Here is an 18,287-nt window from a genome sequence, read left to right as displayed (position 1 = left end):
CCCACAGAGAGGCACCTCGTGGCACTGACGGACGAGGCGATGGACAAGATCAAGGCGATGATCGTCGCCGGTGAACTCGCGCCCGGCTCCCGCCTGCCCAAGGAGGATGTCCTCGCGCAACAGCTGGGCCTCTCCCGCAACTCGCTGCGCGAAGCGGTGCGGGCCCTGACCGCCATGCGGATACTGGTCAGCCGACAGGGCGACGGCACCTACGTCTCGAGCCTGGAGCCCCACCTCCTCCTCGAAACGCTGTCCTTCGCGGCGGACGTCTCCCAGGGGCGTGCCGCCCTGCAGTTGCTCCAGGTCCGCAGGCTGCTCGAACCCCAGGCGACCGGACTGGCCGCAGCCATGCTGCAACCGCACGACCTCAAGGAACTCCGCGACCTCCTCGACCGCTGCCGCTCCGCCGCAACCGTCGAGGACTTCGTCGCCCACGACATCGCCTTCCACCTGCGCATCGTCGAAGCCGTCGGCAACCCGGTCCTCTCCATGCTCCTGGAGGTGCTCTCCACCCGCACCCAGCGGGTACGCATCGTCCGGGGCAGCCGCACCCGTGACGCGCTGGACAGCGCCCACCAGGATCACGAGGCGATCCTCCGCGCGCTCGAGGCACGCGACGCGCTGCTCGCGGTCTCCGCCGCGACGGTTCACATCACCGCCGTCGAGCAGTGGCTGGCGACAAGCTGCACCGACGACACCCTCCACCAGATCGACGGCTGACGGCTCTCCCCGGGACTCGTGGTCCGAGGGATTTCGCTTCCCCGCAAGACAACACGACGACCGACGGGGCGAGTCGGCGGAGCAGCCGATCGGGATCGGGGGAGAACCTGCGGACGAGGGCCCACCCGACGGATCCTCCCAGCACTCCCAGCACGGCGATCAACGCGTTCACCAGAGAGGACGGCAGGAAGGCGATGGACACACCCGAGGGACCTGGTCAGTTCTTGGGGCTGCTGGTGGCATGCATGTGTTGAGAGAGCCGGTCGCCGTCCCGGCTGCCGGCCGCGCGCCGCGTCGTGGCCACGAGGTAGTGGACGGCAACGGCGAGGACCAGCAGCGCGGTCCAGTCGTTCAGGCGCAGGCCGAGGATGTGGTGGGCCTCGTCCACCCGCAGGTACTCGATCCAGAAGCGACCTGCGGCGTACGCGGCGGCGTACAGCGCGAACGCCCGCCCCCGGTCGAGACGGAAACGGCGATCCGCCCACAGGACCAGCGTGACGACACCGAGACACCACAACGACTCGTACAGGAACGCCGGGTGATACGTGGTCAGGTTCGGGGTGTCCTCAGGCCGGTGCGCGGGGTCGATCTCCAGGGCCCAGGGGAGTGCGGTGGCCCGCCCGTAGAGTTCCTGGTTGAACCAGTTGCCCCAGCGGCCGATGGCCTGCCCCAGTGCGATGCCGGGAGCGACGGCGTCGGCGTACGCGGACAGCGGAACGCCGCTACGACGGCAGCCGATCAAGGCTCCGACGGCACCACCGGCGACGGCGCCCCAGATACCGATGCCGCCGTCCCAGATGAACAGGGCCCTGACCGGATCACCACCCCTGCCGAAGTACGGCTCGCTGGAGGTGATCACGTGGTAGAGGCGGGCGCCGACCACGCCGAAGGGGACCGCCCACAGAGCGACGTCCGTCACGACGGTCCTCTCTCCGCCGCGTGCGGCCCATCGACGGCCACCCAGCCACACGGCGGCGGCGATGCCGAGGATCAGCATCAGTGAGTAACCGCGCAGCGGCAGCGGCCCCAGGTGGACCTCACTGACGGACGGGCTGGGAATGAAGGCCAGGGTCACGGGTAGTTCCTCACGGGGGCGGTGGAACAGCCGGCCGTCGGCTGCGCGGCTGATCGTCGCCGCCCGGCCCCCTCCCGCACATCGACCGATCGACGCGTCCTTCGTCCACCGATCGGTGAACCCGCCCCACCGGTCGGCTGATTCTGCCGCTACGTGGCTGCACCTACTCTGTGGGCCATGGCACTGCAACAGGCGTGGGACCGGCAGCGGTGGAAGAGCATGGGGCAGCACGCCTTCTTCGTCACCGTGCTCGCCCTGTCCCTGCCGGGTGCGCTGGCCGGGGCGAACATGACGACCGGCGCCGCGCTGTCGCGGATCGCCCCGGCAGCGGGGCTGGCCCTCTGGTACGCGTACTGGATCGCGCTGCGCGGTGGCGCCGACCGCCCGCCGCTGCTTTACCTCGTCGGGGCCTTGTCGGGGTGGGCGGTCATGGCCGTGGTGGACCCCGCGTTCCTCCCGGTCGCCATGGCGGTGCTGAGCCCGTACTTGCTGCGGTGGGCCTGGTGGTCGGCCGGCGGGGTGCTGGTGCTGGGCGCCGCCTGGTCGTGGCAGAGCCTGACCACGGACGGCGCCGTCGACGTACGGGCACTCACGGGATGCGTACTCGGCACCGCCGTGGCGGTCACGATCACCTGCTACGTCGCGACCCTCGACCACGAGAGTCACAAGCGGCAACGGCTCCTCGACGAGCTCACCGCGACCCAGGCCGAACGCGCGGCAGCGGAACGCCAGGCGGGCACCCTGGCCGAACGCCAGCGCCTGGCCCGTGAGGTCCACGACACACTCACCCAGGGGTTCGCCTCCATCGCCATGCTGCTGGACGCCGCACGCGACGACCTGCCACCCGGCTCCCCCGCGGCCCGCCGCGTCGAGCAGGCCATGCGCACGGCCCGGGACAACCTCGCGGAGAGCCGCCGCCTCGTGCACGCCCTCCGCCCGGCGCCACTGGACCGCACGCACCTGGCCGAGGCGGTCCGTGAACTCACCACCCGCCTCGCGGAGGAGACCGGCACCGAGGTTTACACGGTGGTGACGGGCCGCCCGGCCGCCCTGCCTCCCAGTACCGAGGGCGAGTTGCTGCGGGTCGTGCAGGAGTCACTGACCAACGCCCGGCGGCACGCCCGCGCGATGAGCGTCTCGGTTACGCTGTCGTACCTCGGCGACGTCCTGGCCATCGACGTCCAGGACGACGGCACCGGGTTCGCACCCGCTGCCCGGCATACGGGCGTCGGCCTGATCACCATGCGGGAGCGCATTGCCGCTGTGCACGGCACGTTCGCGGTCGAAAGCTCCCCGGGCGAGGGTACGACCGTCACCGTCACGGTGCCCCTCCCGGTCGAGCCTTCCGCCTCCGACCCCTCAGCCGTGTCGGGCACCGAGCGGATGGCCCCGGCGTCATGAGGACGTCGGCCGGTCCCACGATCCGAGTCCTCCTCGCCGACGACCACCCCGTGGTCCGGGACGGGCTTGCCGCCATGCTCTCCACCCAGCCCGATCTCACGGTCGTCGGCGAAGCAGCCACCGGCGCCGAGGCACTGCGCCAGACCGCCTCACTCGCACCCGACGTCGTGCTGATGGACCTGCAGATGCCCGAAATGGACGGCACGACCGCGACCGCCGCCATCCGTGCCGCCCACCCCGAGGTGCGGGTGCTCGTCCTGACCACCTACGGCACGGACGCCGACATCACCGCCGCCGTCGACGCCGGCGCGGTCGGCTACCTGCTCAAGGACACCGGACGACACGCGCTCTGCGAGGCCGTTCGGACCGCGGCTCGGGGAGGCGCGGCACTGTCGCCCACAGTGGCTTCCAAGGTCCTCGCCCTTATGCGCGGCGACCGGGGCGCCGGCTTGTCCGGCAGGGAGCTCGAAGTCCTGTCCGCCGTGGCCCGGGGGCAGAGCAACAAACAGATCGCCCGCGCCCTGCGCCTGTCCGAGGCCACGGTCAAGACCCACCTTCTGCACATCTACGCCAAGCTCGACGTCCGCGACCGGACCGCCGCCGTCACCGCCGCCCTGGGCAGGGGAATCATCCGCATGGACTGAAGGCCTTGCCGAGGGCACGGGGGCCTGGGGGCAGTCCGGTGGGAGAGAGACCTCGAGCGCGTGTCACGGCTCGACGTCGGAGTCCTGGGCGGCGTGTGAGAGGCGGACCATGGCGCGGTAGAGAGCGGTGGGCGCCGGTGCTTCGGGCAGGGGAGGGATCGGTGCGTCGGGCGTCGCGAAGGAGCGGATCATGTGGCCGACGAGGCGGCGCCAGGTGTCGGGGGCGGCTTCGCCCGTGGCGGTGACGACTCCCGCGTTGGCGATGAGCAGGATGACGACGTCCTGGTGGGTGAAGTCCTCGCGCAGGTGCCCGGTGTCCTTGGCGCGGGTGATGAGCTCGAGCATCCGGTTGTACGCCTCGGCGCGGCGGGCCTCCAACGCCTTCGCGGCGGGGAAGGTCATGGCCAGGACGTCGGCGAAGCCGCGGTCGGCGGCCTGCATGGCGCAGACGGCGTGGAGGTAGCCGGTGAAGCCGCGCCACGGGTCGGGGTCGGCGAGTGCCTCGGTGACGGCGTCGACGTAGGCGTCCATGCGGTCGGCGAAGACCGCGTTCACCAGCTCGTCCCGGTTGGCGAAGCGCCGGCCGAGCGTGGCCTTGCCGACCCCTGCCTCGCGGGCGACCGAGGCCATGGAGACGCCGAGTCCCTCGGTGGCGAAGAGGTGGCGGGCGGCGGCCAGGATGCGGCAGCGGTTGCGTTCGGCGTCGGCGCGCAGCCCCCGGCCGGTCTGCGGGGACAGCGTCTGGTCGGCAGGTGGCGAGGTCATCCCCCCACTCTACCCAAGTGGAATGGGCGGGCCGTTTCTGCTGTACGGTGGGCTGCGATGAAAGTGGGCCGCCCGTCCCACTTGCTTTGGAAAGGGTGTTGTCATGCGTGCTCTCACGCTCGAATCCGTCCCGTCCACCCCGGCAGTGACCGAGGTGGACACCCCTCGTCCGCAGGCCGGGGAACTGCTGGTCAAGGTGGCCGCCGCCTCGCTGAACGGCATCGACATCGCCACCGCCGCCGGTTACACGCAGGCGTTCATGGAGCACCGGTACCCGCTGGTCCTCGGTCAGGATTTCGCGGGCACCGTCGAGGCGCTCGGTGAGGGCGTGGACGGCTTCGCGGTCGGTGACGCGGTCTTCGGTGTGGTGCTGAAGCCGTTCCTGGGCGCCGGCTCGCTGGCCCAGTACGTCACCGTGGCCGCCGGAGACGGAGTGGCCCGCATCCCCGAGGGCCTGGCGGTGGGGGACGCGGGCGCGCTGGCCGTGGCGGGGGCCACTGCCGTGGTGAGCCTGGACACGGTGGGCCTGGCCGAGGGTCAGACGGTGCTGATCTCCGGGGCCGGCGGTGGGGTGGGTTCGCTGGCGGTGCAGCTCGCCGCCGCCCGGGGTGCGAAGGTGATCGCGACCGCCCGCCCCGGCACGCAGACCGACTTCGTCACCGGCCTCACCGACGCGGACGTGCACGTGGTCGACTTCACCGGTGACCTTGAGGCGCAGGTCCGTGCGATCGCCCCGGAGGGTGTGGACGTGGTGCTGCACCTGGCGGGTGACGGCGCGGCGCTGGCGGGTCTGCTGCGGCCGGGCGGACAGCTCGCATCCGCCACCGGTCTCGGCCAGGACGACGTCAAGGGGCACGACGTCACCGTCCACACGATCATGGCCGCCCCCGGTCCGACGACCCTGACTTCGCTGGCCGAGCAGGTCGTCTCGGGTGCGCTGCGGGTGCCGGTCACGGCCACCTTCCCGCTGGAGCGGGCCACGGAGGCGTTCGCCGCCTTCAGCTCCGGCACCCCGGGCAAGATCACCGTCTCCTGCTCCTGACACACCTCCAGCGAAAGAGAGTTCGGCATGCCCACCATCGCCGTCATCGGCGCCGGCCCCGGCATGGGCCTGGCCATCGCCCGCACCTTCGGCAGCCGCGGCTTCGACGTCGCCCTGATCTCCCGCAGCAAGGAGAACCTCCAGGCGCTCGTCGACCAGCTCGGCCAGGAAGGCATCACCGCCGAGGCGTTCCCGGCCGACGTCCTCGACCGGCCCTCCCTGACCGACGCACCTGGACGCCGTGAAAGCCCGCTTCGGCGGCATCGACGTACTGGAGTACTCACCGGCCCCGCACACCCCGGTGCCCGGTCATGTCCTCGCCACCCCCACCGAGGTCACGGTGGACAATCTGCAGCCGCAGCTCGAGTACCTCCTCTACGGCGCCGTCGCGGCGGCTCGGGCGGTCCTGCCCGCGATGCGGGAGGCCGGTGCCGGGACCCTGCTGTTCACCTCCGGCGGCGGATCCGTCGACCCGGTGCCGATGCTCGGCAACGTCAACGCGGCCGGGGCGGCGCTGCGCAACTGGGTCGTCAACCTGCACAAGGAGCTGGCCGGCAGCGGGGTGTACGCCGCCCATGTGGCCATCAACGTCTGGATCGGCGACGGAGGCCCGGAAGGCTTCCCGACGGCCTCGGCCGAGGAGATCGCCCCCCTGTACTGGGACCTGCACGAAAGCCGCGACCGTTCCGAGGCCGTCTTCAACGCCTGACCCGTCGGCCCCTCCCGGGAGCGGTCCCTGGTGGTCACCCGCTCCCTCCCCACCCCCGTCCCCTGCTCTTGCGAGGAATCCGTACGTGAGCGTCTTCTTGTGGATCGTCCAGGCCCTGCTGGCCGCCATGTTCGCCATGGCCGGCGTCATGAAGTCCACCCAGCCCAAGGAGAAGCTGGCCGGCCAGCTGCCCTGGACGGCCGACTTCTCCCAGAACACCGTCCGCCTCATCGGCGTCGTGGAGTTCGCCGCGGCGCTGGGGCTGATCCTGCCGGCGGCCACCGACATAGCCCCCGTACTGACCCCGCTGGCTGCGACCGGCCTGGTCGTGGTGATGGTGCTCGCCGCGATCACCCACGTCCGCCGCAAGGAACCCGGCGCGATCGCCTTCAACGCCGTGCTGCTCGTCCTTGCCGCCCTGGTGGCGTGGGGGCGCTTCGGCCCCTACAGCTTCTGACCCCCCCTCGCGAGGAACCGTCTCTCATGCGTGTCACCGTCCTCGGGGCGAGCGGCGCCATCGGCCGCTTGGTCGTCCAGTAGCTCCTGGACGGCGACCACCAGGTCACCGCTCTGGCCCGCACTCCCACCAAGCTCGATGGACGTCGGCGGCATGCCCCAGCGCGACTTCCTGCGCGGCATCGAACTCCTCGGCACGAAGGTGCTTCCGCAGATCCACGCCGAGCTGACGACGAAGTCGTAGTGAGCAGCGCCATGCTGCGGTCGCTCCCCACCTGGTTCTGCAAGGACGCTCAGGCGGTCGTCGAGCTGGCGTCTCCCTCGGGCTCCGCTGTTGCGGTGGGGAGTTCGAGACCGGTCTGGTCGGCGACCCAGCTCAGCAGCATCTTGAGGGCCTCAGCCGTTGGTGAGCCGGGCTGCGGCAGGTAGGTGATCAGTGAGCGATCGGGGCGGGCGGGCACGGTCAGCATGTGGTAGTCGAACTCGAGCGTGCCGACCACCGGGTGCACGATCCGGGTGACGCCCAGCCGCTTCTCCCGTACGTCGCCGGTCGCCCACAGCCGCCGGAACGGCTCGCTGCGGATGGCCAGCTCACCGACCAGCGCGGCCAGCTTGGCGTCGTCGGGCCGGCGGCCGGTCAGCAGGCGCAACTGGGCGACCGTCTCCGCGGCCATCGACTCCCAGTTCGCGTACCGGGAGCGGGCCTCCGGGTGCAGGAAGAGCAGTCGTGCCGCGTTGCGGGGCTGCGGCATGCCGCTCACGTCGAACACGGCGTCGGCCGCGGCGTTGGCCGCGAGGATGTCGAGGTGGGCGCCGAGCAGCATTGCGGGCGCGTCCCCCATGGCTTCCAGCAGCCGGACCAGCGGCTCGTCGGGCACCGCTCCCGATGCCCGCTGCGTGGTTCTCGCCTCGGTACCGGCTCGTCGCGGGCGGGCCAGGTTGCGCAGGTGCTCGGTCTCCACGTCCGACAGGGAGAGCGCCTGTGCTACGGCGTCGAGCACCTGGTCGGAGACCTGCGGGGTACGTCCCTGCTCCAGGCGCTGGTAGTAGTCCGGGCTGACTCCGGCGAGCAGGGCGACCTCCTCGCGTCGCAGCCCCGGCACCCGTCGCCGCGTGAGACTGGGGGGCAGCCCCGCCTGCTCAGGAGTGATGCGCTCGCGTCGGGTGCGCAGGAACTCACCGATGGTCGTCTCCACGCCATCGACGGTACGCCGCAGCCGGCACCCGTGCCTGGCCCTGCTGGACCCAGGTAGGAACGGACCTTCCTCGCAGCTCACCGCTGGACGAACGTCGAACCCGCGCCCCCACACGGGGATGCGCGGAGAGGAAGACGGGACAGATGCGTGCAGCAGTAGTCCGAGAGTCCGGCGGTCCCGAGGCGATCGAGGTCGTCGAGGTGGCGACGCCCGAACCGGGGCCCGGAGAAGTACTGGTCAAGGTGGTCGCCGCCACGGTCAACTTCGCCGACGTCATGGTGCGGACGGGGCTCAACGTTCAGTACGGCGCCACCGCGGCGCGCCCGCAGTTCGGCCTCGGCACGGATGTGACCGGCACGGTCGCCGTGGTGGGCGCGGGTGTCACCCGGTTCGCCGTCGGCGACCCCGTGCTCGGCACGCAGGAGCGACTGGACCGGCCGTTCGGCACTCAGGCCGAGTACGTCGTACTCGAGGACTGGGAACTGGCCCCCGCGCCAGATGGAATCGACCTGGTGCACCTGGCCACGGTCGGCCTGAACGCGACCACCGCCGACCAGGCGCTGGACGCGCTGGCTGTGGAACCGGGGCAGTGGCTGCTGGTGTCGGGCGCCGCCGGCGGGGTGGGGCTCTTCACGGTGGAGCTCGCGCGGCTGCGGGGGCTGAACGTGATCGCCCAGGGCGGACCGGCCGACGAGAAGCTCGTATTGGAAGCCGGTGCGCAGCATTTCGTCTCACGCGAGGACGACCTGGTGCCCACGGTGCGCCGACTGGTACCGGGCGGTGTGCACGGCGCGGTCGACGCGGCCAACCTGGCCGCCGGGGCGGCGGACGCCGTACGGCACGGTGGTGCGTTCGTGTCGCTGCTCAACTCCGCGCCCATGGCGCGCCGCGAAGTGCGGATGATCAACATGGCCTGGCACACCGACGCCGGGCGCCTGGCCAAGCTGGCGGCCTACGCGGGCGCGGGTCTGATCAGTCTGCGGGTGGCGAAGACCTATCCGCTGGAGCGGATCGCCGACGCCCACCGGGCCCTCGCCGAGGGCGGGCTGCGGGGCCGGATCGTCCTGGTCCCCGACCACGGCTGACACCAGCCCTGTCACGGTGGCGGTTCGAGGGGCGCACGGTGGTCGTCACCGAGGCCGCCACCGTGTGGTTCGTACGGTTCGACGGGCGCTGTCCTCGGAGCTCCCCGCCGCGGACACGTGCTTGGCCGTCACGTTCTTGGCCGTACGCACGAATGCGTCCCGTGTCGCAGCCGGGATGCCCGGCCCCCAGGTCAGCACCAATTGCGTCAATGGAACATCCGTCACCGGAACCGCCACGACGGCGGTCCCGATCCGGTCGGTCGCGCTCGCCCCCACCATCACCAACAATGCGCCCATCGCGACCTGGTCGATGATCTCGTCGCGCGTGCCCTCCGGCCAGTCCGGCCGGAAAATCCCCTCCGACGCGAGATCGGCAGAGGAAATGGCCGATTTCGCTGCGCGGAAATGATCCACCGGCAGCAAGGCGACGGTCCGCTCCTGGGCGAGTTCGGTGAACTCCACTCCCTCCAGGCCCTCGTGACCGCATGTCAACGCGAAGTCCGCCGAACCGTTGCGCACGAAGTCGACCTGGTCCCGGGCGAACACGACGTCGACGTCGGCAGCACCGGGCCGGCGGCGGTAGGAGCGGAGCACTCCCGCCGGCAGCCCGGACCCCGTACCCCGCAGCGCGGCCACCGTCAGTCGGTTCGGGCGGCCGCTGCGTTGTGCGCGCGACACCGCCGTGTCCACCGCGGTCAGTACCTTCCGGCACTCGGCCAGGAACACCGCGCCGGCCGCCGTGAGACCGACACGACGGCTGGTGCGCTCAAACAGTTGAACGCTCATGCGGCGTTCCAGCCTGCCGATCGCCCTCGACAGCGGCGGCTGCGCGATCCCGAGCCGTTCCGCGCCGGCCTTGAACACGGAGGGCAGTTTCCGCAGGCGTGAGGCGCGCCCCCGCAACGCACCTCGCCGGATACGTAGTCAGTGAACTCCGCGGCCTGTCCGACTGGGTGGGCAGCAGGGCGTGTTGAGCGCAGCCGCCGGTCAACGGCAGGGCCCGTCTCCGCGGCGTCGGACCGGGGCGGTCCGCACGGCGCTAGATGTGCTGTTCGGGCAGCTAGAGCGTCACGACCGGCTCGCCGTCGAGGAAGATCGCGTGCGTGTTGTAGAACGCGTCCAGCCCCTCGGGGCCGAGTTCGCGGCCGTAGCCCGACTGCTTGACGCCGCCGAACGGCACCCCGAGATCGATGGTGATGCCGTTGTTGATCGAGACCGTACCGCTGTGGATCCTGCGGGCGACCTCGAGCGCGTGCTGTTCGTCGCTGCTGAAGACGGCGGCGTTGAGCCCGAACTCGGTGTGGTTGGCCAGCCTGATCGCCTCGTCCTCGTCCTCGTCGCGGTAGGTGAGCACCGCGGTCACGGGGCCGAAGATCTCCTCCTGGGCGATCCGGGAGTCGGGCGTCACGTCCGTGATGATGGTCGGCAGCACGTAGTAGCCCTTGCCGAAGCCCGGCGCGCGGTCACCGCCGACGGCGAACGTCGCGCCTTCCTGACGGGCCGTCTCGAAGAACCCGAGGACCTTCTCGTAGTGGGCCTTGTTGATCATTGGCCCGACCGTCACGTCCGGGTCGGTCGGATCCCCGACCGTGACACGCGCGAACGACGCGGCCAGGGCGCCGACGATCTCGTCCTTGCGGCTCTCCGGAACGATCAGCCGACTCGGGTTCGTGCAGACTGCGCCGTTGTTGTTGCAGACGTTGATCGTCAGCGTGTGGACGATCCGGTCGAGATCCGCGTCCGGCAGGATCACCGCCGGGGACTTGCCGCCGAGTTCGAGCGTGACCTGCTTCAACGTGGGCGCCGCGGCCGCGGCGATCGCGCGCCCCACGCCCGTCGAACCGGTGAACGTCACCTTGTCCACACCCGGGTGGCTGACGAGCTGCTGGCTCTGCTCGGGACCGGCGGTGAGCACGTTGATCACACCCGCCGGCAGGCCGACCTTGAGTGCGGCGTCCGCGACATAGCCGGCGCTCAGCGGTGAGAAGTCGGACGGCTTCATGATGATCGTGCAGCCGGCCAGGAGCGCCGGCGGAAGCTTGAACGCGGCGAGACCGAGCGGCGCGTTCCATGGCACGATCGCTGCTACGACACCGACGGGCCGCTTCTCGATGTGTGCGGTGGCGCCGGTCAGGCCGGTGCGGACCTCGTGGAGTTCGGTCGAGTCGGCGAGGCTCGCGTAGTAGCGCAGCAGGCCGGCGAAGGCCAGCGGGTTGCCGCGGGCGGCGCCGAGGACCAGCCCGGTCTCGGCCGTCACCACCTCGGTGATGGCGTCCGCGTGCCGCTCGATCTCGTCGGCGAGCGCGAGCATGTAGTCGGCTCGTTCCTTCACGGACAGCCGGGGCCAGGGCCCCTCGTCGAACGCGGTCCGCGCGGCCCGCACCGCGGCGTCCACGTCGGCACTCGACGCCAGCGCGACGCTGCCGAACTCCTCCTCCGTCGCCGGGTTGACCAGCGACTGCGAGCGACCGTCCGCGCTCGGACGCCATTCGTTGCCGATGAACAGATCCCGCTCGATCACGGGGGCTGACTGATCCTGAAGCGACATGGACAACTCCTCTTCCTCTCCGCGCGTCCCGAGTGGAAGGCGCGGATCCGACGTTCGTCCACCGGTGAGCTGCGAGGAAGGTCCGCTGTTACCTGGGTCCAGCAGGGCCAGGCAGGGGGGAAGGGCGGTGGCGCGATCGGGCTCCGGGGGAGTAGCGGGGGCCCAGGGCGGTCTCAGAGGCTGAAGACGAGTTCGGCCTGGTCGCGCTTGGTGGTGTGCAGGTCCCAGTAGACGGGGGAGATCTCCTCGGGCTGGGCCGTCGGGAAGCCGGGGACGGCCGGGGTGCCGATCGAGACGTCGATGCCGACGTGAGCGGCCTGGACGCCGGTGCCGTCCAGTTCCTTGTGGAGGTTGATCACCCAGTTGCGCAGGGCCGCGGCGGCGGCGTTCACGTTGCCGACCTGCGGCACGGGGTCGATGGAGCCCGCGCCGGTGGTGTAGAGCAGCGTGCCCGCGCCGGCTTCCCGCATCGCAGGCAGCACGGTCTTGGTGGCGGCGATGGCTCCGTAGAGCTGGAACTCGATCTCGTGCTGAACGTGGGCGGGCTCGGTCGCGGTGGGGGTGACCAGGGTCGTGGTCAGCGCGGCGACGGGGGAGTACTCCAGGACGTCGATGCCGCCGAACTGAGCGGCGGCGTCCTTGAGGGCCCGGGTGAGCGCGTCGCGGTCGAGGACGTCCGCGGGGAAGGCGGCGGCGGTGATGCCCTCACCGGTGAGCTTGGCGACGAGAGCGTCGAGGTTGCCGCGGTTACGGGAGATCAGGGCGACGTCGTAGCCCTGCGAGCCGAAGGTGCGGGCGATGGCCAGGCCCAGCTGGGGGCCGGCTCCGATGATGGCGAGGCTGGTCACAGTGATCCGTCCTAAGGGTGGGGAAAAGTGAAAGGCATTTGGATAGGCCTATCCGAATCGAGATCCGGAAAGACCTATCCGGTTCACTGTCACCGTACCACTAGAAACGGATAAGGCGTACCGCTTGATAAGCCTGCACCGGAGCCGCCGGCTAGAACGGGCCCAGCTGGGTTGCGCCGCCATCGACGACCAGCTCGAAGCCCGTGATGTAGCTGCTCTGCTCCGATGCGAGGAACAGGATCGCGTCAGCCTGTTCTTCCGGCTGTCCCCATCGGCCCACTGGGACCTTCGACGAGAGGTTCTCCACGAACGCGCGCTTGGTGGCCTCGTCGACCGCACCCGATCCCAGGAGTGTCCGCGGTGCCCGGCGCCAGCACGTTGACCCGGATCCTCCGCCCCTTGAGTTCGTTTGCCCAGCTCCGGGCGAACGAACGGACCGCGGCCTTGGACGCGCTGTAGACGCTGAAGCCCTCCGGTCCGGTGCTCCCGGACACCGAACCGACCAGCACGATCGAGGCGCCGTCGGTGAGCAGCGCCAGGGCCTTCTTGACGGTGTCCAGCGTGCCCTTGACGTTGGTGTTGAAGACACGTTCGAGGTCGTCGTCGGTGACGTCTTCGAGCTTGGCGAACGCGGAGGTCCCGGCATTCGCGACCAGCACGTCGATCCGGCGGCCGTCGCCCAGGCGATGCGTCGAATCCCGCGGATCTCGACCGGCTGTACGACACCGTGCCCCGAACTGCCGCCGGTGATGACCGCGACCTTGTTGCTGAGCCTCTTCATGACTCCGAGTCCAACACTGCTGACCAGCGAGAACAATGACGCCTTCGATATCGCAGCGGTACCCGGAGCGTATCGGTCACGCGAGGTTCCGAGGCGTTCGATGGTCACCGCTACGTCGTCAAACCGAACGCCGTCCGCACCCGCAACCGCCCGCTCACCGATGCCTTCTGGCAGATGCTCAGTTCCGGACCTAGGCCTGCCCCTCTCCCAGGACGACGGCGCTCGTGCGGTTCGTGTTGGCTTCCTGGAGGCAGCCACGCAGGCGCGTCACGTCGTGCGACGGCAAGGCGGGACGGATGACGCCGGTGTACACGCCGTCGTCCATCCGGTTCAGCGTGGCGTTGTCGTTGGTGGCCGCGGTGGAGCGGCGGCAGGTCTCCCCCAGATCCCGCGCGGCGAGCCGGACGGCCCCCTTGCTCCCGTCACCGTGCGTCTCGACGCGGAAGACCATGGTCGTGCTCACCGCGTCCGGCGGCTGCTCGGCCCGGGTCTGGGTCGTGTCCGCCAGGGCGGACCACAGCACGGGCACCAGGAGCAGGCCACCGACGGCCACCGCGAGCCGAGTGCCTTGCGGCCGCTACGGGCCGCGGGTACGGCCGGGCGGCTGTTCAAGGGAGCCGTGAGCGGCGGGGTGGTCAGCGGGCGCTCCCGGTGCCCGGTCGGCGCGCACCAGCACGAACCCCGGCAGCACGGGAAGCCCCGCCAGGGCGGCCCGGGCCAGGTTGGCGGCCTTCGCGCCGGTGGCGGCCGCGTCCTTCGCCCGTTCTGCGTCCAGCGGTACGACTGCCAGTTCCGCACCCCCGAATCCCATGGGTACTACTCCTTCGACGAGGTGATGAGGTGGATCGGCTCCTGAGCAGGGCGATGACGGGACACGCCGGATGCCACCACGGCGGACGGCGCCCGCGAGCCACCGCGGCGACGCCTCAACAACCACACGAGACCGAACACCGCCACGGCCACGGCGGCGAGCACGGCCCCGCCGATCACTCCGGCTTTGTGCAGGAAATCGAGGGCGGCGGCGCCGGCGAAGTAACCCAGGACCACGTTGCCGATCCCCCAGATCAGCGAGGCGACCGTGCTGAAGAGGAAGAAGCGGCGGTACGGCATGCCGGACGCCCCGGCGGCGAACGGCAGGAAGGTCCGCACGAACCCGATGAACCGGCCCCCGACGACCGCCGCCCCGCCATGACGCGTCAGGAAGCCATGAGCACGGCCGGTCCGGCTGTCGCCCAGCACCCGCCGGGTCCACCGCACGTTCGGGCGTCGCCCGTACCAACGGCCCAGGGCATAGCCGAGACTGTCGCCGGTCATCCCACCTGTCACGACGAGGCCGGCGAGGAGCACGGGGTCGAGATCTCCCCGGCCCGCGATCGCGGACGCGAGGAGGATGACGGTCTCGCCGGGCAGCAACACGCCGACGAAGGCACTGGTCTCACCAGCCGTCAGGGCGAACACGACGAGGTACGACCACCATCCGGCCGTCTCGACCAGAGCACCGACGTCCACGGCCGTCAGCCCGCTTCTCGCAGCGGGCCGGGTCCTGAGGTGCCCGTCGGCTCAGGCGCACGGGTGCGGGGCCGGAACGACAGCACCCGTCCCCGCGACTCCCCGACAGGCAAGGCATCCGCGCTCTCGGGCGTCTCCTTCTCCGTGCTCTCCGGGAGGCGCCCTGCGGCCCACCACGCCAGAAGCGGCACGACTACGGCCGACAGCGCCGCGAGCCACCGGCCGTCCCCGGTCGACGTCCCCGTCACGGCCGCGAACACCGCGACCAGCAGGACGGTTGCCCGCGGCCAGGTCTTCGAGCTGGTGGCGACCACCGCCGCCGCCATCAGCACGTACCACCCGGCGCGGACACCGGGCTGCGCCAGGTAGTCACCCAACAGGGAAGCCTCGCGCACCCCCCTCACCGCGGCGAAGACAACGAGCCCGACCGTGCCGGACAACAACAGCGCGACGGCAAGGCGCAGGTAGACCCGCTGGTCCCGCCGGGCCAGCCAGAGCAGGCTCAGCACCGCCAGGGGCAGCGGGGCGAAGGCAAACACCCAGGTCAGTACCTGTGCCGCATCGTGGACGAAGGCCGCTCCCCTCTCCGCCGCGACGGTCCCGTAAGGGCGGAGACGTTCGGCGCCGGACGACGTCCAGCCCGCCTCGACCAGGGACCCCTCTTCACGGACCGGCACGGCGAGGAGGCCGACGTACACGAGCAGGGTCACGGCCAGGCCTGTCGGCGCGCGCCGTAGGGTCCGCCGGACAGGGGCCTCCATCGGCCGGGTGCGGCTGAGAAGCGACGCCCGCCGGGCAGCAGGCGGGCGAAGGCCGCAGGCGGCCATGCAACTCACCGGTTCACTCCGGCACCGTGGGCCGAGTTACTCAGACGCTGCGCTGTGGCCGCTTCCCACAGCGGCATCACACGAGCGGTCTTCTGCTTCGTCCTGTTCCGCGACGGGGATGCGCCATTCCGCGGCGATACGGGCTGGATCACGGCAGCCTCCTGATCAGTCACGGGCGCGTCATCCGGAGGCGCACCGACTGGCCCTGCTTGGTGATCTAAATAAGTGGATCGACATGCCCACTTATTTCCCGCGCCACTTGTGTTGTGCGTCACAAGTGGGACCGCCCCGGTGGCGGCCTGGCTCCGAGGGTCAGTTGCCCTTGCCGGGTGCCGGTATGGAGGTGGCCTGGCCGGCCCGGAGCATGGCCTCGTAAAGGGGTTCGTGCCCGGGTGAGGCGGGCAGAGCGCCGCGTGCCGGGGTCTCGAGGGACTGGATGAGCAGGGCGACGACGCGTCGCCAGGCGTCCGGGGCGGCGTCGCCGGTGGCATTGACGACGCCGGCGTTGGCCATGTGGATCAGGACCAGGTCCGAGGAGTCGAAGTCCTCGCGCAGCCGTCCTGTGGCCTTCGCTCGATCGATGAGGCCCAGCATGCCCTCGTACGCCTCGTTGCGGAGTCGTTCCAGGGCTTTGGCGGTGGGGAAGGTCATGGTCAGTACGTCGGCGAAACCGTTGTCGGCGGCCTGCATGGCGCAGGCGGACTCGATGTATCCGACGAAGCCCTTCCAGGGGTCGGGGTCGTCCAGGGCCGCGGTGACCGCGTCGGCGTAGGCCCGCATGCGGTCGGAGAAGACGGCATCGACCAGTTCCTCCTTGGTGGGGAAGCGGCGGAACATTGTCGCGATGCCCACCCCGGCCTCGCGGGCCACGGAGGCCATGGAGGCGTTGAGTCCGTCCCGGGCGAACACCGTGCGCGCGGCGGCGATGATCCGCTCCCGGTTGCGCTCGGCATCACTGCGCAGGGGCTGCGCGGAGGGGACGTCGGAGTGCTGGGCGCCAGGGGTCATATCAGCCACTCTAGCAATCGGATTGCCCTATCCACTTCCGGTGCTATGCTGTCCGCGACGAAGTGGAAAGGCCTAACCGCATGCTAATCGGATAGCCCTTTCCGGCTTCCGTTCGAGGGTTCGCCCCATGCCGCTGCGAAAGGATCCACCGTGACCACCATGTCGTTCACCGAGGCGGTCCGTACGTGCCTCGCCACCAAGTACGCCACGTTCTCCGGCCGGGCCCGGCGTGCGGAGTACTGGTGGTTCTCGGTGCTGTACGTGATCGCCACCGCCGTGATCGCCGGGACCAGCCTCGCGATCGAGGTTCCGCTGCTGAATGTCCTCCTGCTGCCGTTCATCGTGCCCATGCTGACCGTCTCGGTACGTCGGCTGCACGACACCGGCAAGTCCGGCCGCCGGATGTTCGTCGCCCTGATCCCGGCCGTCGGCCCGATCCTCTATCTCGTGGGCATGGCACTCGACGGCGCCCCGGGCGCCAACCAGTACGGCCCTTCTCCCAAGGCCGTCACGCAGCCTGCCGCCTGAGCCGGTGCCGCACCTCGGCTCGGCCCCCGGCGCCTCACCAGAAAGACCTGCCATGACCAGCATCGCCATTGTCGGCGCCGGCCCCCAGCTGGGCCTGGCCATCGCCCGCACCTTCGGCTCCCAGGGCTACGACGTCGCCCTGATCGCCCGCAACCGCGGCAACCTCGACGCTCTCGTCGCCAAGCTCACCGGTGAGGGCATCACCGCCGCCGCCTTCCCCGCGGACGTCCTCGACCGCGACGCGCTCACGCGGGCCCTCAAGGACGCCGCCGCTCAGTTCGGCAGTATCGACGTCCTGGAGTACTCCCCGGTCGACCGACGCGACACCCTGAGAACCACCCCGTCCGAAACCGAGCCGACCCACGTTCAGCACGGGATCGAGCTCCAGCTCTACGGAGCCATCGCCGCCACCGAGGCCGTGCTGCCCGCGATGCGGGAGACCGGCGCGGGCACCCTGCTGTTCACCACCGGCGCCCGCTCCATCGACCCCCAACCGCCGACCGCCGACATCGACGCCGCCGCGGCGGCGCTGCGCAACTGGGCCGTCAACCTGCACAAGGAACTCGACGGCACCGGCATCCAGGCCGCCCACGTCGGCATCGGCGCGACGATCGGCACCCCGACCTTCTACGGGCAGCCGCGTGTCACCCCCGAGCAGATCGCCCCTCTCTACTGGGAGTTGCACACCACCCACCGCGACAAGGCCGAGCGGATCTTCCGGGCCTGACACCGCACAGGGGCTGACGGTGCCCAGGTATGGCACGTCAGCCGGACGAGGGTGTGGCGAGGAGTGGGTCGTCGACGGACCACGCGAGGGTCGAACGAGATCCAGAATCCAACACGACCGAACAAACACGACCGTTGGTTGCCGGGAAGCGTGAACGCTCCGTGGGCTCGCTGTCAAGACTTTCCGTCCGGAATCCCTGACGCAGACGGCCCGGCCGGAAGCCTTGATTGCCGGCGGTCGGGTCGGAGGGATGGGGCAGGCGCGACTGGCGGTCGAATCGTTCAGACGGCTCCAACCTCCTCTTGAACTGCGGTAACGCACGCCTTCCTGGCCTTCCGCGCGAGGTCTTCGATCCCTGTCCCGTGAGGCCGAGGAGCGCCGCGTCCGTCGCGCCGGAGGCAAGTGGCATGGCGAGCAC

Annotated in this window: 22 protein-coding genes and 1 pseudogene; 10 read left to right on the top strand and 13 right to left on the bottom strand. The window is 70.6% G+C overall.

The genetic code is table 11. From position 1 onward, the window contains the following. Nucleotides 1–18 precede the first annotated feature (18 nt). Entirely contained in the window at nt 19–720 is a 702-nt protein-coding gene (locus OHN19_RS04215) for a FadR/GntR family transcriptional regulator (RefSeq protein ID WP_330262816.1), read from the top strand. 217 nt (nt 721–937) lie between these two features. On the opposite strand, the gene lgt is transcribed toward OHN19_RS04215, so the two are convergent. Then, nucleotides 938–1,795 (bottom strand): prolipoprotein diacylglyceryl transferase, encoded by an 858-nt coding sequence (lgt, locus tag OHN19_RS04210; RefSeq protein ID WP_330262815.1) that lies wholly within the window; start codon nt 1,793–1,795, stop codon nt 938–940. Between the two features lie 177 nt (nt 1,796–1,972). On the opposite strand from lgt, the gene OHN19_RS04205 reads away from it, so the two are divergent. Continuing rightward, the gene (locus tag OHN19_RS04205; protein ID WP_330262814.1) at nt 1,973–3,196 is read left to right on the top strand and encodes a sensor histidine kinase; all 1,224 of its coding nucleotides are present in this window, start codon (nt 1,973–1,975) and stop codon (nt 3,194–3,196) included. Beyond that, nucleotides 3,193–3,840, top strand: a complete 648-nt coding sequence (locus OHN19_RS04200; protein ID WP_330262813.1) for a response regulator transcription factor — start codon at nt 3,193–3,195, stop codon at nt 3,838–3,840. The genes OHN19_RS04205 and OHN19_RS04200 overlap by 4 nt, the downstream gene beginning before the upstream one ends. Nucleotides 3,841–3,903: 63 nt before the next feature. Here the strand turns inward: OHN19_RS04200 and OHN19_RS04195 are convergent, their stop codons facing one another. Further along, complete coding sequence (locus OHN19_RS04195) at nt 3,904–4,605, bottom strand: helix-turn-helix domain-containing protein (RefSeq protein WP_330262812.1); 702 nt, start codon at nt 4,603–4,605, stop codon at nt 3,904–3,906. Between the two features lie 103 nt (nt 4,606–4,708). On the opposite strand from OHN19_RS04195, the gene OHN19_RS04190 reads away from it, so the two are divergent. The 4 genes and pseudogenes from OHN19_RS04190 (at nt 4,709) to OHN19_RS04175 (ending at nt 6,813) form a co-directional block, all read left to right on the top strand. After that, the gene (locus tag OHN19_RS04190) at nt 4,709–5,647 is read left to right on the top strand and encodes an NADP-dependent oxidoreductase (RefSeq protein ID WP_330262811.1); all 939 of its coding nucleotides are present in this window, start codon (nt 4,709–4,711) and stop codon (nt 5,645–5,647) included. A 27-nt stretch (nt 5,648–5,674) separates the two neighbouring features. Further along, nucleotides 5,675–5,815, top strand: a pseudogene (locus tag OHN19_RS04185) (SDR family NAD(P)-dependent oxidoreductase); the annotation flags it as partial. A gap of 73 nt (nt 5,816–5,888) precedes the next feature. Beyond that, complete coding sequence (locus tag OHN19_RS04180; protein WP_330262810.1) at nt 5,889–6,356, top strand: hypothetical protein; 468 nt, start codon at nt 5,889–5,891, stop codon at nt 6,354–6,356. Nucleotides 6,357–6,441: 85 nt separating this feature from the next. Next, a complete protein-coding gene (locus OHN19_RS04175) occupies nt 6,442–6,813 on the top strand; it encodes a DoxX family protein (RefSeq protein WP_330262809.1) in 372 nt (123 codons plus the stop codon). 292 nt (nt 6,814–7,105) lie between these two features. On the opposite strand, the gene OHN19_RS04170 is transcribed toward OHN19_RS04175, so the two are convergent. Then, nucleotides 7,106–8,008, bottom strand: coding sequence for a helix-turn-helix transcriptional regulator (locus tag OHN19_RS04170; RefSeq protein WP_330262808.1), 903 nt, complete (start codon nt 8,006–8,008; stop codon nt 7,106–7,108). A gap of 143 nt (nt 8,009–8,151) precedes the next feature. Here OHN19_RS04170 and OHN19_RS04165 point away from each other — a divergent pair, with 143 nt between their 5' ends. Next, nucleotides 8,152–9,093, top strand: coding sequence for an NADP-dependent oxidoreductase (locus tag OHN19_RS04165; protein ID WP_330262807.1), 942 nt, complete (start codon nt 8,152–8,154; stop codon nt 9,091–9,093). A gap of 45 nt (nt 9,094–9,138) precedes the next feature. Here the strand turns inward: OHN19_RS04165 and OHN19_RS04160 are convergent, their stop codons facing one another. The 10 genes from OHN19_RS04160 to OHN19_RS04115 form a co-directional block, all read right to left on the bottom strand. Beyond that, nucleotides 9,139–9,957, bottom strand: coding sequence for a LysR family transcriptional regulator (locus OHN19_RS04160; RefSeq protein ID WP_330262806.1), 819 nt, complete (start codon nt 9,955–9,957; stop codon nt 9,139–9,141). Between the two features lie 196 nt (nt 9,958–10,153). Then, nucleotides 10,154–11,641: an aldehyde dehydrogenase gene (locus OHN19_RS04155; protein ID WP_330262805.1), complete on the bottom strand. Its 1,488-nt coding sequence runs from the start codon at nt 11,639–11,641 to the stop codon at nt 10,154–10,156. Between the two features lie 173 nt (nt 11,642–11,814). Next, a complete protein-coding gene (locus OHN19_RS04150; RefSeq protein WP_330262804.1) occupies nt 11,815–12,489 on the bottom strand; it encodes an SDR family NAD(P)-dependent oxidoreductase in 675 nt (224 codons plus the stop codon). A 151-nt stretch (nt 12,490–12,640) separates the two neighbouring features. Then, the gene (locus OHN19_RS04145) at nt 12,641–12,769 is read right to left on the bottom strand and encodes an SDR family oxidoreductase (protein ID WP_330262803.1); all 129 of its coding nucleotides are present in this window, start codon (nt 12,767–12,769) and stop codon (nt 12,641–12,643) included. Beyond that, nucleotides 12,735–13,148: an SDR family oxidoreductase gene (locus OHN19_RS04140; protein ID WP_330262802.1), complete on the bottom strand. Its 414-nt coding sequence runs from the start codon at nt 13,146–13,148 to the stop codon at nt 12,735–12,737. Before OHN19_RS04140 ends, OHN19_RS04145 begins: the two co-directional genes overlap by 35 nt. Before the next feature lie 312 nt (nt 13,149–13,460). Continuing rightward, nucleotides 13,461–13,823 carry a hypothetical protein gene (locus OHN19_RS04135; RefSeq protein ID WP_330262801.1) on the bottom strand — a complete coding sequence of 121 codons (363 nt, stop codon included), beginning with the start codon at nt 13,821–13,823 and terminating at the stop codon, nt 13,461–13,463. A gap of 24 nt (nt 13,824–13,847) precedes the next feature. Continuing rightward, complete coding sequence (locus OHN19_RS04130) at nt 13,848–14,081, bottom strand: hypothetical protein (RefSeq protein WP_330262800.1); 234 nt, start codon at nt 14,079–14,081, stop codon at nt 13,848–13,850. 5 nt (nt 14,082–14,086) lie between these two features. Continuing rightward, nucleotides 14,087–14,779, bottom strand: coding sequence for a DedA family protein (locus OHN19_RS04125; protein WP_330262799.1), 693 nt, complete (start codon nt 14,777–14,779; stop codon nt 14,087–14,089). 5 nt (nt 14,780–14,784) lie between these two features. Further along, nucleotides 14,785–15,489 carry a hypothetical protein gene (locus tag OHN19_RS04120; protein ID WP_330262798.1) on the bottom strand — a complete coding sequence of 235 codons (705 nt, stop codon included), beginning with the start codon at nt 15,487–15,489 and terminating at the stop codon, nt 14,785–14,787. Between the two features lie 429 nt (nt 15,490–15,918). Further along, a complete protein-coding gene (locus OHN19_RS04115; protein WP_330262797.1) occupies nt 15,919–16,614 on the bottom strand; it encodes a TetR/AcrR family transcriptional regulator in 696 nt (231 codons plus the stop codon). Between the two features lie 159 nt (nt 16,615–16,773). Between OHN19_RS04115 and OHN19_RS04110 the strand changes: the two genes are divergently transcribed. Further along, a complete protein-coding gene (locus OHN19_RS04110) occupies nt 16,774–17,142 on the top strand; it encodes a DUF805 domain-containing protein (protein WP_330269526.1) in 369 nt (122 codons plus the stop codon). 52 nt (nt 17,143–17,194) lie between these two features. After that, entirely contained in the window at nt 17,195–17,869 is a 675-nt protein-coding gene (locus OHN19_RS04105) for an SDR family NAD(P)-dependent oxidoreductase (RefSeq protein ID WP_330262796.1), read from the top strand. Nucleotides 17,870–18,287 lie beyond the last annotated feature (418 nt).

The organism is Streptomyces griseorubiginosus (genome assembly GCF_036345115.1).
In the GTDB taxonomy this organism is placed as follows: domain Bacteria; phylum Actinomycetota; class Actinomycetes; order Streptomycetales; family Streptomycetaceae; genus Streptomyces; species Streptomyces griseorubiginosus_C.
This window is presented reverse-complemented; position numbering and strand designations above follow the sequence as displayed.